The organism is uncultured Campylobacter sp., from assembly GCF_938045345.1.
In the GTDB taxonomy this organism is placed as follows: domain Bacteria; phylum Campylobacterota; class Campylobacteria; order Campylobacterales; family Campylobacteraceae; genus Campylobacter_B.
Window position 1 is genome coordinate 76,443 of the sequence record NZ_CALIMS010000005.1, and the last position, 16,293, is coordinate 92,735.

15 protein-coding genes are annotated in these 16,293 nt (G+C 49.1%); 8 read left to right on the top strand and 7 right to left on the bottom strand.

The genetic code is table 11. The features are described from left to right. From xseB to ileS, 5 genes are all read right to left on the bottom strand, one after another. Window positions 1–186, bottom strand: a complete 186-nt coding sequence (gene xseB / locus Q0144_RS01380; protein ID WP_005872361.1) for an exodeoxyribonuclease VII small subunit — start codon at window positions 184–186, stop codon at window positions 1–3. Next, a complete protein-coding gene (locus tag Q0144_RS01385; protein ID WP_298061093.1) occupies window positions 176–1,282 on the bottom strand; it encodes a homoserine O-acetyltransferase in 1,107 nt (368 codons plus the stop codon). The genes xseB and Q0144_RS01385 overlap by 11 nt, the downstream gene beginning before the upstream one ends. Further along, complete coding sequence (gene guaB, locus Q0144_RS01390) at window positions 1,279–2,730, bottom strand: IMP dehydrogenase (protein ID WP_297945915.1); 1,452 nt, start codon at window positions 2,728–2,730, stop codon at window positions 1,279–1,281. The genes Q0144_RS01385 and guaB overlap by 4 nt, the downstream gene beginning before the upstream one ends. Before the next feature lie 2 nt (window positions 2,731–2,732). Then, on the bottom strand, window positions 2,733–4,091 hold the full coding sequence (gene gatA, locus Q0144_RS01395) for an Asp-tRNA(Asn)/Glu-tRNA(Gln) amidotransferase subunit GatA (RefSeq protein WP_297945912.1): 1,359 nt from the start codon (window positions 4,089–4,091) through the stop codon (window positions 2,733–2,735). Between the two features lie 96 nt (window positions 4,092–4,187). Further along, window positions 4,188–6,947, bottom strand: coding sequence for an isoleucine--tRNA ligase (gene ileS, locus Q0144_RS01400; protein WP_298061094.1), 2,760 nt, complete (start codon window positions 6,945–6,947; stop codon window positions 4,188–4,190). Window positions 6,948–7,065: 118 nt separating this feature from the next. Between ileS and Q0144_RS01405 the strand changes: the two genes are divergently transcribed. The 5 genes from Q0144_RS01405 (at window position 7,066) to Q0144_RS01425 (ending at window position 12,554) form a co-directional block, all read left to right on the top strand. Next, window positions 7,066–8,196 carry a CinA family protein gene (locus Q0144_RS01405; RefSeq protein ID WP_298061095.1) on the top strand — a complete coding sequence of 377 codons (1,131 nt, stop codon included), beginning with the start codon at window positions 7,066–7,068 and terminating at the stop codon, window positions 8,194–8,196. A gap of 11 nt (window positions 8,197–8,207) precedes the next feature. Continuing rightward, window positions 8,208–8,981 carry a hypothetical protein gene (locus tag Q0144_RS01410; protein WP_298061096.1) on the top strand — a complete coding sequence of 258 codons (774 nt, stop codon included), beginning with the start codon at window positions 8,208–8,210 and terminating at the stop codon, window positions 8,979–8,981. 557 nt (window positions 8,982–9,538) lie between these two features. Continuing rightward, the gene (locus tag Q0144_RS01415) at window positions 9,539–10,069 is read left to right on the top strand and encodes an NAD(P)H-dependent oxidoreductase (RefSeq protein WP_005872351.1); all 531 of its coding nucleotides are present in this window, start codon (window positions 9,539–9,541) and stop codon (window positions 10,067–10,069) included. Between the two features lie 278 nt (window positions 10,070–10,347). Next, window positions 10,348–11,277, top strand: a complete 930-nt coding sequence (locus tag Q0144_RS01420; RefSeq protein ID WP_298061098.1) for an aspartate carbamoyltransferase catalytic subunit — start codon at window positions 10,348–10,350, stop codon at window positions 11,275–11,277. After that, a complete protein-coding gene (locus Q0144_RS01425; RefSeq protein WP_298061100.1) occupies window positions 11,274–12,554 on the top strand; it encodes a dihydroorotase in 1,281 nt (426 codons plus the stop codon). Before Q0144_RS01420 ends, Q0144_RS01425 begins: the two co-directional genes overlap by 4 nt. A gap of 201 nt (window positions 12,555–12,755) precedes the next feature. Here Q0144_RS01425 and Q0144_RS01430 read toward each other — a convergent pair whose 3' ends face one another. Next, entirely contained in the window at window positions 12,756–12,896 is a 141-nt protein-coding gene (locus Q0144_RS01430) for a hypothetical protein (RefSeq protein WP_298061101.1), read from the bottom strand. A gap of 233 nt (window positions 12,897–13,129) precedes the next feature. On the opposite strand from Q0144_RS01430, the gene Q0144_RS01435 reads away from it, so the two are divergent. The 3 genes from Q0144_RS01435 to Q0144_RS01445 are packed head-to-tail and all read left to right on the top strand — an operon-like array spanning window position 13,130 to window position 14,223. Then, entirely contained in the window at window positions 13,130–13,390 is a 261-nt protein-coding gene (locus Q0144_RS01435) for a hypothetical protein (RefSeq protein ID WP_298061103.1), read from the top strand. Continuing rightward, a complete protein-coding gene (locus Q0144_RS01440; protein ID WP_298061104.1) occupies window positions 13,362–13,880 on the top strand; it encodes a hypothetical protein in 519 nt (172 codons plus the stop codon). Before Q0144_RS01435 ends, Q0144_RS01440 begins: the two co-directional genes overlap by 29 nt. After that, window positions 13,819–14,223, top strand: coding sequence for a hypothetical protein (locus tag Q0144_RS01445; protein WP_298061105.1), 405 nt, complete (start codon window positions 13,819–13,821; stop codon window positions 14,221–14,223). Before Q0144_RS01440 ends, Q0144_RS01445 begins: the two co-directional genes overlap by 62 nt. A 36-nt stretch (window positions 14,224–14,259) precedes the next feature. Here Q0144_RS01445 and Q0144_RS01450 read toward each other — a convergent pair whose 3' ends face one another. Further along, window positions 14,260–16,290 (bottom strand): AIPR family protein, encoded by a 2,031-nt coding sequence (locus Q0144_RS01450; protein ID WP_298061106.1) that lies wholly within the window; start codon window positions 16,288–16,290, stop codon window positions 14,260–14,262. Window positions 16,291–16,293: the final 3 nt, after the last annotated feature.

Genomic DNA, 16,293 nt, shown 5'->3' on the forward strand with positions numbered 1-16,293 from the left:
CTAAGCCTGCTCGGGCGCGTTTATTTCGGCGACCTCGAGTTTGGCGTTTTCTAAAATTTCCTTCGCCTCCTTTAGCAGCGCGACGCCCTGTTTATACAGCTTCACGCTCTCCTCTAGGCTCAGATCTTTGTCGTTGAGGCTTTTTAAAAGCGCGTTAATTTTTTCCATTTTTTCCTCAAAACTCATCCAAAATCCTTTTTATGATGTAATCAAATTTTTCTATCTCGACCAAGAACGCGTCGTGTCCGTAGTCGCTGTCGATCTGCGCGTAGCTCGTGCGATCCTTTTTCCCTAGATCGCTCATCGCATCGTAAATTTCTTTCATTAGCCCCGGCGGAAAGAGCACGTCGCCTTTGAAAGAGATGAGGTGTAGGCGCGATCTGATCTGCGCGCAGGCGTTTTTGAGATTACCGTAGTGGCGCGTGCAATCAAATATATTCATCATCTTAGCGATGTAGAGATAGCACAGCGGATCGAACCTGCGCGCGAAATTTTCGCCGTTGTATTCAAGGTAGCGATCCACCTGAAAGCGTCCGTTAATCTCGTAAAGACCGTCAGTTTCAACGTAGTTGCGCCCGAATTTATCCTGCATCGAGCTTGGGCTTAAAAAACTTATATGCCCCGCCATGCGCCCCACCGCCATGCCGTCAAGCCCGCGCTCGGCGATCAGATTTTTATCGTAGTTGCCGTTTTTAAAATTTGGATCGCGCAAGATGGCCTCGGTCGCGATCTTATTAAACGCGATCGCCCAAGGCTGCGTGGCGTAGGTGCTTGCGAGTACGAAAATTTCATCCGCAAATTCCGGATATTCGATCGCATAGCACAGCGCCTGCATGCCGCCCAGACTGCCGCCGATAACGGCGCGGGCGCGGGCGATACCGAGGCGCTTTAAAAGCATCATCTGCGCGCGCACGACGTCTGAAACGACCACTACCGGAAAGCGCAAGCGGTACTCGCGGCCGCTGCTTTCATCGACGTCGAGCGGGCAGGTGGAGCCGAAAGGCGAAGCCAGGATATTTATGCAGATGACGAAAAATTTCGTCGTATCGACCGCTTTATGATCGCCGATGAGCCCGTCCCACCAGCCGGGTTTAACGTCGCCCTCGTAAAGTCCTGCGGCGTGCGCGGAACCCGTTAAGGCGTGGCAGATGACGATAACGTTGGATTTGTCCGGATTTAGCTCGCCGTAGGTTTCATAGGCGAGCTTGAAGTTAGAAAAGACGCGACCGCTCTCCAGATAAAGCGGCTCGTCGAAATTTTGAATTTTGCTTTGAAGGATCACTGATTTACTCGGTAATTCGGCGCTTCCTGCGTGATGATGACGTCGTGGACGTGGCTTTCTTTAAGACCTGCGCTCGTGATCTCGACGAATTCCGCCTTTTGCTGAAAGGTAGCGATATCCTTGCTGCCGCAGTATCCCATCGAGCTTCGCAAGCCGCCTAGCAGCTGAAAGATCACGTCTTTTAGCATGCCCGCGTAAGGCACGCGCCCCTCGACCCCCTCGGGTACGAGCTTTTCTTTTGCGGTGCCGTCTTGAAAGTAGCGATCCGAGCTTCCCTTCTGCATCGCCGCCAAAGAGCCCATACCGCGGTAGGTTTTGTACTGGCGGCCCTGAAACGTAATGAGCTCGCCCGGAGTTTCGTAGCAGCCCGCAAGCAGGCTTCCCATCATCACCGAGCTTGCGCCCGCGGCTAGGGCTTTGGCGATGTCGCCCGAGTATTTGATGCCGCCGTCTGCGATGATCGGAATTCCAAATTTAGCCGCCTCGATCGCGCAATCGTTAATCGCGGTAAATTGCGGCACGCCCACGCCCGCTACGATGCGCGTAGTGCAGATCGAACCCGGGCCGATGCCTACTTTAATCGCGTCTGCTCCTGCGTTTGCGATATCTTTTATGCTGGCGGGGTTTGCGACGTTTCCGACCACTACGTCCACGTCAAAATTTCGCTTCAGCTCCTTCAGCGTGTCGATAATACCTTTGGAGTGTCCGTGCGCGGAGTCCATCACAAGCGCATCTACGCCCGCCTTGACGAGAGCTTCGGCTCTTTGCAGATGGCCTACGCTAATCGCCGCGGCGACGCGAAGGCGGCCGAATTTGTCTTTATTGGCGCTTGGATATTCGATGCGCTTTTTGAGGTCTTTAATCGTAATAAGCCCCTCTAAGTGGCCGTTTGCGTCGATTATCGGAAGCTTTTCTACCTTATTGTTTCTAAAAATTTTCTCCGCATCATCAAGCGTGCAACCTTTTGGGGCGGTAATTAGCGGAGCTTTGGTCATCTTTTCGCCCACAAGCGCGGCGGTGTCGGTTTCAAAGCGCAGATCGCGATTGGTCAAAATCCCAATCAGCACGCTGTTGTCGTCGATGACGGGAATGCCGCTAATATGGTACTCGCTCATCAGATCGAGAGCGTCTTTGATCGTGGCGTCCGCCTTGATCGAGATAGGATCGATGATGACGCCGCTTTCGCTCTTTTTTACGCGGCGAACCATCTTGGCTTGCGAGTCCTCGTCCATATTTTTATGGATCACGCCGATGCCGCCGAGGCGTGCCATCATTATCGCGGTGCGGTACTCGGTGACTGTATCCATCGCAGCACTCACAAGAGGGGTATTTAGCGTGATATTTTTCGTAAAACTCGTGCTGATATCGACCTCTTTGGGTAAAATTTCAGAGTATTGCGGTACCAACAAAACATCCTCGAAGGTCAGAGCCTTTTTGACGATCTTCATACTTATCCTTTCACGATTTTTTCTAAACTCAAGCCGCCGTCCAGCACCGTTTGTTCGTCGTAGGCGCGCCCGATGAGCTGCGCGCTGATATTAAGAGCCTCTTTGTTTTTCGCTACCGGCACGGAGATCGCGGGAAGCCCCGCTAAATTTACGCCGATGGTGTAGATGTCGCTAAGATACGCGCGAAGCGGATCACTAAGCTCGCCGAATTTATACGCCACTCCCGGCGCGATCGGCATAAAGATCAAATCAGCGTCTTTTAAAATTTCCTCATATTCACTTTTGATGAAGGCCCTTGCCTTCTGTGCCTTGATGTAATACGCGTCGTAGTAGCCGCTGCTTAGCACGAAGGTGCCTAGAAGCATGCGGCGCTTGACCTCGTCGCCGAAGCCTTCGCCGCGAGTGTTGGCGTAGAGCTCTTTTAAATTTAGAGCTTTCGCGCGGTTTCCGTAGCGCACGCCGTCGTAGCGACTTAAATTTGCGCTAGCCTCGGCGGTTGCGATGATGTAGTAGGTCGCGATGTCGTATTTGGAGCTACAAAGATCGCGGTAAACGATCTCGTGCCCGAATGATTTTAGCTTTTCTATAGTTAAATTTAAAGCCTCTTTGACCTGCTGCGAGGCCTCGTCGATATAATTTTTTATAACGGCGATCTTAAGCTTGCGATCCGCGTTTAGCTTATCCGCGGTACTTTCGTAAGCGCCCGCGTAGCTCGTGCTGTCCATCTCGTCGCGGCCTGCGATGATGTCGTATAAAATCGCCGCGTCCTCGACGCTGCGCGTGATCGGTCCTATCTGATCGAGGCTACTCGAATACGCCGCGAGCCCGTAGCGGCTGACCCTGCCGTAGCTCGGCTTAAAGCCTACGCAGCCGCAAAATGCCGCCGGCTGGCGGATAGAGCCGCCCGTATCGCTTCCGAGTGCGGCTACAGCGATATTTGCCGCTACGGCAGCCGCGCTTCCGCCGCTACTGCCGCCAGGTACGCGCGAGTGATCGGTCGGATTGAGAGTTTTGCCGTAGAATGAGCTCTCAGTCGTGCTTCCCATCGCAAACTCATCCATATTCGTCCGCCCAAACGGCGCTAGGCCGCGCTTCCGTAGCTTTTTGATCACCGTCGCATCGTATGGCGCTACGTAGCCTTGCAAAATTTTACTCGCCGAGGTGACGCTCCAATCTTTTACCTGAATGTTATCTTTGATTGCGATCGGCACGCCCTCGCCGCTGATGTTTAAAGCCTCGCCCGTGAGCTGCTCGACGTAGGCGCCGAGCTCTTTGGTTTTTAAAATTTTATCCTTTAGCTCCGCTCTAAGCGCCGAAATTTCATCCGCGCTCAGCTTCAGAGCCTCTTTCAAACTTATCATCTGCCATCCTTAAATTTATTCACGAAATAGATCCCCACGCCCGTTGCTACGCAGATCAGCGCGATCGTAAAAAATACGAAGCCGAGACTTATGGGGCTAGCGAGCATGCATGACCTTCGCGCAGCGCGGGCAGAGCTCATCAGGCTCTTTTGCGTTAAATTTCCAGCATCTCGGGCATTTGTGCTTCGATGATTTTACGAGGCGGAAAATTTCGTCGTTTATCTTAAACTCCGCCAGAGCCGGCCCGCTTTGCAGAGTGTCCACGTCGCTTACCATGAACCAATCCGCTACGCCTAGAATGTCGTTTGATAAAATTTCGTTCGAACTCGTCTGTAAAACCAGCTCGAGCGTCGATTTAATGATCTTGTCTTTTTTCAGCGCGTCGATGAGCTCGAAAAATTTCTCCCTTGATTTGATCAAAATTTCGTCAAATTCTAGAAAATCGTCAAATTCTATCGGCTTATATGTCAGATCGAAAACGTCTTCTTTGCCCTCTTTAATGATTTGCGGCGCAAATTCCATCACTTCGTCGATCGTGTAGGTTAGCGTAGGCGCGATCAGAGGCAGTAGCGCTCGCGTAATCAGAGCGATTGCGCTTTGCGCGCTTCTGCGACGCGGCTCGTCGGGTGCGTCGCAGTAGAGCCTATCTTTGCAGATATCAAGATAAATTCCGCTCAGATCGGCGCTTAAGAAATTTAGTAAGGCGTTGAAGCCCTTTGAAAAATCGTAGTTTCTAAACGCCGCTTCCGCGCCCGCAAAGGCGTTTGCCGCGCGCGTTAGGATCCAGCGATCAAGCCGCGTAAAATTACTCGTCTCGATCTCGCCCAGATCGCTGGTGCTTGCGAGCAGAAATCTTATCGTATTTCGGATCTTGCGGTACTGCTCGCTTACCTGTTTAAGGATATTGTCGCTGATCTTCAGATCGGTCGAATAATCGCTCATCGCGACCCAAAGGCGCAAAATTTCCACGCCGTGGCTCTTTGCGACCTCTTGTGGATAGACGACGTTTCCGACGGATTTGCTCATCTTCTGGCCCTTCTCATCGACGGTAAATCCGTGCGTGAGGATGCTTTTGTACGGCGCGCATTCGTTGATCGCGCAGCTTAGAAGCAGAGAGCTTTGAAACCAGCCGCGGTGTTGGTCGCTGCCCTCAAGATACATATCCGCAGGGAATTTGCCCGCATCGTAGGCGCCGCTTTGCAGCACCGCCTTCCACGTAGAACCGCTATCGAACCAAACGTCTAAGATGTCCATCACCTTTTCTAAATTTTCAGGCTTATAGCCGCTGTCCTGCGGCAAGAGCTCCGAAATTTCCATCTGCCACCAAGCATCCGCGCCCTTAGCCTTAAAAATTTCGTAGATATTATTTAAAATTTTTTCATCAAAGATCGGCTCTTTGGTGCTTTTATCACGGAAAAACGCGATCGGCACGCCCCAATCCCTTTGGCGCGAGATACACCAATCGGGGCGGTTCTCTATCATCGAGCTTAGGCGGTTGATGCCGCTTTGCGGGTAAAATTTAACCTTGCCGATCTCTTCAAGGGCTACTTGGCGCAGCGTCTTGCCGCTGAGCTTGGGCTCGTCCATCGCGATAAACCACTGCTTCGTCGCGCGGTAGATCACCGGCTTGTGCGTGCGCCAGCAGTGCGGATAGGAGTGGACGAATTTGCCGGATTTGATAAGTGCGGGGCCTAGAAGCTCTAAAATTTTCTCGTTTGCTTTGAAAATATGCATCCCCACGAGCTCATCTACGACGTCTGCGCGGAAGAGTTTTTTGGTTTTAAGCGTCTCGTCGAAACAGCCGCCCTCATCCACGGGCATAATCACCTCGATGCCGTATTTAAGCCCTACGAAATAATCGTCCTCGCCGTGCCCGGGAGCCGTATGCACGAGCCCGGTGCCGCCGTCCATTAAAACGTGCTCGCCGAGGATAAACTTTGAAGCTCTATCGTTTAGCGGATTGATCGCGTTTAAGCCCTCAAGCTCGGTAGCCTTAAATTCTTTTACGATCTCGCCTTTCGTGATGCCCAGGCTTACGAGGCTTTCGACCAAAGGTTTTGCAAAGATTAAATTTTCGCTCGTCAGCGCATAAATTTCATTCGGGTTTAAAGATATCGCGCCGTTTGCGGGCAGCGTCCAAGGCGTGGTCGTCCAGATGACTGCTTTGGCGCCTTTTGCGCCGATTTTGGCGTTCGCTTCACTGCTTAGATCGAACGCCACGAAGATCGAATAGTCCTCTTTGTCTTTGTATTCGACCTCGGCTTCTGCGAGCGCGCTTTTTGCTGCCCAGCTCCAAAACACCGGCTTACTTCGCTCGATTAGAATTCCTTTTTTCGCGATCTGGCAGAGCGCTTTGTAAATTTCAGCTTCAAACTCAAATTTTAGCGTCAGATACGGATCGTTCCAGTCGCCCAAAATCCCCATATCTTTAAATTCATTGCGCTGCACGTCGATGAACTCTTTGGCGTGCTGTCTGCAAAGCTCGCGGATCTGCACTTTTGAAAGCGATTTTTTCCGCTCGCCTAGCTTGATCTCTACTTGCTGCTCGATCGGTAGGCCGTGGCAGTCCCAGCCCGGCACGTAGCGGATATCCTCGCCGAAGAAATAATGGGTTTTGGTGATGATGTCTTTTAAAATTTTATTCAGCGCATGGCCGATGTGGAGGTGTCCGTTAGCGTACGGCGGGCCGTCGTGGATATTGAAGCTGACGCTTGCGCCCTTGCGCCTAGCTTTCATCTTTTCGTAAATTTTACGCTCGTCATACCATGCCTTAAACCGCGCAGGTTCGTTTTGCGGCAACGCGCCTCGCATCGCAAAGTCTGTCGTAGGAAGAAAGAGAGTATCTTTGTAGTCCATATTTGTACCTTTTCGTGTCTTAAAAAATTTGTGAAGTTTATCCAAAACGCCATTAAAAAGCTCTGAAAGAGCAGTCTGCGTTTATGCTATAATGTGCGAAAATTTAATGAGGGTCTTTATGAAAAATATCATCCTTGTAATCGGCGAGGAGATCCGCTACGACGTGGCTTTGATGAGTTATATTTCTCGCAGCTACGAACGAGTTTTTGGGCGGATCGACGATCTGAAATTCTTAAGCGAAAACGATAAGGTTTTGCTCTTCGCGCTTGAAAAGATGATCGATTCGTACGATTTTATCACGATCTTTGCGGCAAACTCCGCCTACGCGGTCGTCGGTAAAATTTTATCGACGCTCTCTTTCGATTCGCTCGAGCTGAAAAACGGAGAAACCCTAGCGCCCTCGATGGCGCGCGCAGTGGCGAAAAACAGCTTCTTGCTAAACGTCAGAGGCTGCTCGGTAAACGTGATCAAGGCGCTTTGCTTGCAAAGCCTGCCGCCGATCCTTCAAGACGCGCCGAGCGCGGGCGAGAGCTTTTATCTATTCGATTGCGAATACGAAAGCGTAAAGCAGCGCCTAGAAAGCCTCGCGATCAGTTATAAAATTTCGCTTACGATCAGCAGGCCCTGCTCCTTTTTGCTGCTCGTGCGCGCCAGTGCGATGAAATTCGGAGCGCTGGACGCGTTTTTACAAAGCGTCGGCAAGTATTATGAGAGCTGCTACATCGAAGGCGGCGATTTTATGGGCTTTGTGGTTGATAGACTGCGCGAGATAGGCGCTAAGATCACCTTCGCCGAAAGCTGCACCGCAGGACTCATCGCCGCAAAATTCGGTGCGGTCGCGGGCGTGAGCGACGTTTTTGACGGCTCGCTCGTAAGCTACGCCAACGAGATAAAAAATCTCTGGCTCAATGTAGGCGAAAATACGCTCGCTCGCTACGGCGCGGTCAGCGCGCAGACCGTGGGCGAGATGCTGGAGGGCGCGCTACAAAGCAGCGGGGCGAGCTTCGCTCTTGCAGTAAGCGGTATCGCGGGCCCCGGCGGCGGAAGCGCGCAAAAGCCCGTGGGAACGGTCTTTATCGGTGCGAAGGAACAGGGCGGCAAACAGATCGTCGGGGAATTTCATCTAAAAGGCGATCGAAACTATATCCGCGAACAAAGCGCCGATATCGCTATCTGCTTGCTTTTGAAGCTTAGAAGCGATCTGTTTTTCGGGCGGCTTCCGAGCGCGCCTGCGAGAGATGAAATTTAAAGGAGCGGATTTTGAAAAGACGAATTTTGAAAGGGTGCGGACGGGATTTGGCGCAGAATTTTATCAGAGCTAGCGGCGAGCAAGGCTTTGGACGGCCGCGAAATTTTGTTTTAGCCGGCAGCGGGCAAAATTTTATCTCGGCGCAGGACGGACTAAATTTTATCTCGGCGGGTCGCGCTAGAAATTTTAGCTTTATAAGCGCGGCGCGAAATTTTACTTTGGCGCTAGCCGCGATATGTATTTTAAGCGGCTGCGATGGCGGATCGGACGGGCAAAATCGTGAGCAAAGCGCACGCTCGGGGCAGAATTTTAGCGCGGGTAATCAAGGGCAAAATTTTAATAAAAGCGTGGATGGCTCGGGGCAAAATTCCGCTCAAAGCTCCACACAAAATTCCATGCCGCAGGGCTTTGAGAGCAAGCAAAAATCCGATCTGAACTCCACTATAGACGAGCTTGCAAACGATGCTAAAGTTTTGGGCGAGGCCTTGCAAAATTTGCAGAAAAAGGCGCCCGAAGCGCTGAACGATTTTGCCGCTCGCAACGCGGACAGGACCAAGGATCTGCTAAAGCAAGGCGAGGCGGCGGCGCGCGAGGCGGGCAAAAATCTTGATAAAATGGGCGAAAGCCTGCAAGGCATCATCAAGGACGCAAACGAAAGTATCGGTAAGGTCTTGGAGGGCTTTGGCGTCGCGCCACAGCAGGAGCCGCGCGGCGGGCGTTCGCAGAAGCGCGATGATAATTCTGAGCTTGAAGAGACGACCGACAGGCAAAGCTTTAGAATTTAAGCGACGCTAAATTTTACTCAAATTTTTCGTTGCGATCGCCACCTGCGAGGAAGCAGCAAGTCTTCGCAGGAGCGTAACGAGCCTGCACGAAAGCGTGACGGACACTCATAAGAGCGCGATGAGCACCCGCAACCCGATGACGGGAGCGGCGGACAAAGCTTTAGAATTTAAGCGGCGCTAAATTTTGCTTCAATTTGTTTGTTGTGGCGAATGCTTGCAGAGAAGCGATGCTAAATTTTATTAAAATTTCTCCTGCGCGGCGGCTTCGTTAAAATTTTACTCGCGCGAGCCTCCGCAATGGAATATGAATATTTGCAAAGAAGTAGTAAACCTCCGCAAAACGCGACGAGTGCCCCCAGGGCGAGCATTTCTAAAATAAAGCGCGAGTAGTGAATGAAGTTTGGAATTCAAAGCTCGCGCTCTTTGAAGTTGCTGTAAAGATAAGCGGGTGGCGGCCAGTAAAGCTTTAGAATTTAAGGCTGCTTGTGATAAAACGAGAAAAATTTTACGAAGTAGGGCTATAATGCGCCCCGCAATTTCAAATTTAAAGGATAGAAATGAAAACTCTCATTATTTTGGCTCATCCAAATATCGCAAACTCGCTCGTAAACCGCCACTGGAGGGATGCTGTGCTAGCCCATCCCGATAAGTTCGAGCTTCACGATCTTTACGCGCTTTATGCGGATTTTAAAATCGATGTGGAAAAGGAGCAAAAACTGCTCGAAAGCCACGATAAAATCGTGCTTCAGTTTCCGTTTCGTTTTTCAAACTGCACGCCGCTTCTTAAGCAGTGGTTTGAGGATGTTTTTACGCGCGGCTGGGCTTATGGCGGAGAGGATGGCGGCAAACTTAAGGGCAAAAAATTCGCGCTTGCGATCTCGCTTGGCGCGACTGAGGCAAACTACTCTAAAAATGGCATCGTGGGCTTTAGCGTGGATGAGGTGCTAGCGCCATTTAAAGCTACGTTTAATTTCGTCGGCGCGATTGCGCTACCAAATTTCGTCTCATACGGCTTTACTTACGATAAAAGCGAGCAAGCCGTAGAAAATAGTGCAAAAAATTATATAAAGTATTTAAATAAGCTTTAAATTCTTCGTTTTTCTAGCCGCCCGCCGCGCGTAAAGCTTTAAAATTTTATGTAAGTGGCGTGGCTGATTTTTTAAAATTTTCGCTCAAAAAGCTCAAATTTAATCTCAAAATTTTTAAATTTTACTCTAAAATTCCGCTCGCGCTTCGTATGATCTAAAAATGAAATTTCAAGCAAAATTTCGCGTCTAAATTTGAGCCCCGCTCTTAAATTTTAAAATTTTATCAGAGATTTTTTTATACAATTACGGCTGAAATTCGGCCCAAAAAAGGAGAGGGAATGTATAAGCTAAAGCATCTTCTTAGCGCGCAGGATCTGAGCCGCGAGGACATCTACGACTTCATCGATCTGGCGCGCGAGTTTAAAGCGCTCAACCGTAGCGATATCAAAAAATCCGACTCGCTTCGCGGTAAGACGGTCATCAACGCGTTTTTTGAAAACTCCACCCGCACCCGCACGAGCTTTGAGATCGCAGCCAAGCGCCTGGGCGCGGACAGCGTAAATTTCACCGCTGCGGACAGCAGCACAAAAAAGGGCGAGACGCTGATCGACACCATCAGAAATATGCAGGCGATGCGCACGGATATCTTCGTGCTGCGCCACAGCTGCTCGGGCGCGGCGAAATTTGTCGCGGCCAACTGCGACGCATCGATCGTAAATGCAGGCGACGGGTTGAACGAGCACCCAAGCCAGGCGCTACTGGATCTTTTTACGATAAGCGAGCATAAGGGCAGGATCGAGAATTTAAACGTCGCGATCATCGGCGATATATTTCGCTCGCGCGTAGCTAGAAGCGACATCTGGGCGATGCGAAAGCTCGGCATAAACGTGCGGCTCTTCGGCCCTCCGATGATGCTGCGCGACTGCGACGCGTTCGGCTGCCCGATATGCAAAAGCGTAGAGGAGGCGATCGAGGGCGCCGACGTCATCATTATGCTAAGAATTCAGCTCGAGCGGCAAGACGGCGAGCCGAGCTTCCCGAGCGTGCGCGAGTACTCGAAATTTTTCGGACTTACCGCTAAGAGGATGCAGGCGGCGAAAGAGGGCGTCATGATAATGCACCCGGGCCCGATCAACCGCGGCGTGGAGATCAACTCCGACGTAGCCGACGATCCGCGCTATAGCTGCGTCTTAGATCAGGTAGAAAACGGCGAGGCGATGCGAATGGCGATACTTCATACGATAAATTTAAATAGGAGCGCACGATGAAAATTTTGATAAAAAACGGCACGATCGTTAATTGGGGCGGCAGCGAGGAAGCGAACGTCCTGATCGAGGGCGATAAAATTTCAAAGATCACGCGCGAGTGCCCCGCCGCAGACTGCGTCATAGACGCTGCGGGCAAGCTCGTGATGCCGGGACTCATCGATATGCACGTGCATTTTAGAGACCCGGGGCTCGAATACAAAGACGACGTCATCAGCGGCAGCGAAACCGCGGTCGCAGGCGGCGTGACGACCTGCCTCCCGATGGCGAATACCAAGCCCGTGAACGACAACTCCAGCATCACTCGGGCGATGATCGCCAAGGCTAAACAGCGCGGGCTTATCGATCTACTGCCCATAGGCGCGATCTCGCAGGACTGCAAGGGCGCAAAGATCGTCGAGATGGGCGATATGCTGGAAGCCGGCTGCGTGGCCTTCAGCGACGACGGACTGCCCGTGACCGACAGCTCTGTGATGCGACAGGCGCTCGAATACTCCGCTCACTTCGGCTCATTCGTGATAAATCACAGCGAGGATTGCTCGCTTTGTCACGGCGGCGTGATGAACGAGGGTAAGGTCAGCGCGATCCTCGGTCTAAAGGGGATGGCGAGCGAAAAAGAGGAGATTATGATCGCGCGCGATCTGCTGCTTGCCAAAAAGACGGGCGGCCACATCCACATCGCGCACGTAAGCTCGGCGTGGTCGCTCAAGCTCATAAAGCAGGCTAAGAGCGAGGGTATCCGCGTCACCTGCGAGGCTACGCCGCACCACTTCACCTTCGACGAGCGCGAGCTGATGGGATACGATACGAATTTTAAAATGTCGCCGCCGCTGCGAACTCAAAGCGACGTGCAGGCGATCAGAGAGGCGCTTAAAAGCGGTCTAATCGACGCTATCGTGACCGATCACGCTCCGCACAACACCGACGATAAATTCGTCGAATTCGACCACGCGCCGTTTGGAATTTTAGGACTTCAAACCCTCGTGCCGCTTACGCTTCGGCTCGTAAACGAAGGCGTCATCAGCCTTGAAGACATGGTGCGCCTCTGCTCGTTTAACCCGGCTAAAATTCTAAATTTAAAAGACAAGGGCGAGATTAAAGAGGGCTTTTTGGCCGACGTCGCGATCATCGATCCGCAGATTTCCTACGTATACGACGAGGCGCTAAATAAGTCCAAATCGCGCAACTCGCCGCTTTTCGGCAAGCAGCTTACGGGCGCTGCGGTATGCACGATCAAAAGCGGCCGCGTGGTCTATGAGTTTCCAAACGTCGTAGCGTAGGGCGCTCGCGGCGTAGAGCTTGCGAGCGGCGGCTTGGCGAGCGCAGCTTGCTGACGGGCGGCATTCGTAGCGCAAATGGCGCTATTGCTTAATTTTAAATTTAGCTAGTTTGGACGCAACGGCTTGCTTTTAAAATTTTGCGGTACGATCGGTTTATTTTAAATTTGGCGGTAGCGTAGGCGCGGCATCACTTTTAAAATTTCATAGCGCGAGCGCAGTTGGAATTTCTTTAAAGTAGTTTGCCATTTTTAAAGTGCGCGTAAATTTAACACGCATCGCCTTGCTCATGCCGCTCGTAGATTTTGCCTTCGGAATTTTATCCGTGTCCGTGTGAGCTGCCATAAATTTATAACGGCGCCTTTTTCAATGCGGTGGCTACTTTTAAAATTTTATGTTAGCGGCGGTTGAGAATTCTATCTTTGCGCAGATTTGTTTTTACTTCACGCGCAAATTTTATTGTGATTAAATTTGTCGCTAAGGCGCAAAATTTTAAAATTTTGCCGCCGCTAGCTTTTGGCGCGGAGCATAAATAATCCGCCGCATGAACGGGAGCGATCGAAATTTAAAGGATATCTATGAGCGGCGAAATATATCTCTCGTGCGCGCTGTGCGTCGCGCTAAAATCAGCTCTGCGCGGCAATCCTGAGCGGCCGTCGCAAGATCAAAAATATATAAAATATTTAAATTTTGAGTTTGCAAAGGAGCATTTCCGCACCACAGAGGGCGCGAGCCGCGCAGCGCAGGACGGCGTAAACGACGCAAGTAAAGCTGCGGAGCAAAAAGATGCATACGGTGCAGTGCAGAAAGATGCTTGGCACCAAAATAGTAATGGATGAGGAGCAAAAAGATGCATACGGTGCAGTGCAGAGCAGTGCGACGGACAAAGCCGCCGAGAACGGCGGTGTAGCGGAGCAAAAGCGCGCGAACAGCAAAGAAGCGGCAAATGAAAAAGCGGCGAGAAAAAAAGGCGCAGACGAAAGCACGGGCTCGTCGTTTCTGCAAAAGGCGCATAAATTTTTTACCGAGCAAGTCGCGCAAAAAGGGCGCGAGGACGAGCCGATCTCCGCACGGCGGCGTTGGATAGAGCAGTGCTTAAAGCTCGGTCTGAAGGACGCGGGGCTTAGTATTCCAACTTTCGCAAAAAATAGAGCGCTTTTGGGCTTTTCGGGGATGACCGTAAACGGCATCGTTTGCCGCTTTGAGGACTTTAACGGCGTTTTTACGCCTGATTGGAAATACGATCGCGACAAAAAAGGCTTGGCGCGTGAAATACGTCGAGCGTCTTTGGCGCGGGATGCCGCGAGATGCGCTAAGCGCGCACGATAATAGCGCAGAATTCGGGAATGTTTTAGTGCAGATCAGGGATTTTGCGAGCAAGATAGGCTGCGAAAACTTCGCGCAGACGTTTGATAATGCGCTTAAGACGCTGCGGGGCGAAGTCGCCGCGAGCGAGTATTACGCCGTTTCGTTTGCAGCGCTGCCGCAGCCGAGCTTGAGGGCGTTTGCCGCGGCGGGGATCGCCGATGTATTCGGTGCAATGGGCTCTTGGAATGACGAGCCGCCGTCTATGGCGCAAGAAATGGGGCTTGGGGACGAATATGACCACCTCTCGGACGAGCTCTTGGCGCAGAAAAACTTAGCGATTTTGTTTGCGATAAATGGCTGGTAGGGCTTTGGCACGGAGTAAGAAAGTTCGTGCCTATTTTTAGGCAATTATAAAACCTTCTTTTTTAGCATTTTCATAAAGTTCGTATAAAATCTTAGATTGCTTTACGGATGGAAGAGCTATATATCCATTCACAACTTTTTCTAAAATATTCATTTGCTTCATAGGTATTTGGTGCCTTATTTCATCTTTTTCATAATATTTTAAAATCTTATCCCAATCTTTAAATTTGACGACAAACGATTGAACTTCTATTTCATCGTCAAGTTTCTTATCTTTCCTGGCTTCTTTTTTTATATATTTTTCTTCTTCTGCGTTACTTAGATTTTCATCGTCGAATTCTAAGTTTAATTCGATATTTTTTATATTATCCCAACATAATTTTTTCTTGCACCATTGGCCTATATTTGCATTACCTTCTGGTGGGTTAGTTATACTAGTATAAATTTTGCTGGCAACTATAGAGATTATATTTTCTAAATTATTGGATATTTTTTGCTCATCCCATATCCTAGAGAAATTTAAAAATAATCTATTTTTTTCCAAATAATACGATAAGTACGATAGGGTATAGGCAACGCATTGTGCCCTATAACCACCATTATACCAAGTGGCGTAAGAAACAAGCTTTTCAACTTGTTTAAACATTATAATTCTAGATACCGCTTCTTTAAAATAGTTACTCGTTATACAAAGCTCATCTTTTTCTAACACTTGAGTAATATATGTTGCGAAAGCCATAAAGCTATATTGTGCGCCTTTTGATACAATATCGGGAGACCGCAACCAAGCAATCTCGCTTTTAGCTAAAAATGTCTTATCTATAAGTTGAGACTTGGGGTTTTCTATTTGAAATTTCTTTTTATCTGCGCCACTTAAATATGCTTGCTCGTTTAAATATTCACCCCTTACCCTCTCATAAAACCAATGAGTTCTCACTTGTGCTCCATCAACAGCTGGTGCCAAATTTCTTCTTGAGCATTCTTTAAAATCTTTATGAAAAGGGCTATTTGAAAAGAAATCCGATTGATTTATCTTGTTTTGAGTGTTTGCATATTCGCTAACCTTTGAAACAAATTCATCTTGTTTTTCAGTGTCAGCAACTACGGATAGTTTCATCTGAACATAAATTTTTGATACATCTAGCTTTGCATTTTTACTTGAGGCGTATATGGCTGATACAGTCTGGCCTCCATTGACAATCTGAAAATTTGATATTTTTACGATTTTACCATCTTGCAAAACTACATCATTAGCGGTTGCAGTTATGCCGTTATTGTATGCAAAAAACATCTCCGGTCTATATTCTATAGTGTTTCGCAATCCCTTATTTACGTTGCCACGAAATTGCAAAAAAGTTCTAACGTTTTGCTCTAAAAGTCTGGAGCCAAATGCATCATAAATTTCAACTATTGTCTTGCCGTCTATTACGCTTAAATAAGATCTATAGTCTTTCGTCGGCGTATCCACTACAAGCGCTGGTAAATCAACCTCAATGTCAAAGTTATTTTTTGAGTTGTTTTTAGTATAAATTTTATATAAAAACTCAATATCTATGATGCGATACTCCGCATCAATACCATATAGTACTTTATTTGGGATACTTGCTAAATTTTTAGTAATTTTTCCATTTGTAATAATAATAAGGCGGATTTTTTTTAGTTCATTTTTAATTAAATACGAATATATATTATAGGCCATTGAGTAATGCTCAAAACCCTCTTCCATAGTATCATAAAGTTTTTCACAACTCCTTAAGAAAAAATTTTCCAGCTTTTTAAATTTTGATTCTATCTGTGCTTTTATAAGAGTTTGTATATCATCGCTTTGAAAAAGACAATGCACTAGAAGGCTAAGCTTGCCACGCTCTACATCAAAGTCATATCCACTTACCTCCATATCTCTTTTATTGTATTCAGCAATCATGTAGTCTTGTGATAGCTCTCCTTCGTCAACAAGAGAGTCACAGACCGACTCAAAAAATGCTTCTTGTTTGCTTATACCTCGACTTTGAGCTTGACTCACGATATCCTGCATAAAATCTTGATGAAAGTCATCTAAACTAACCATTTT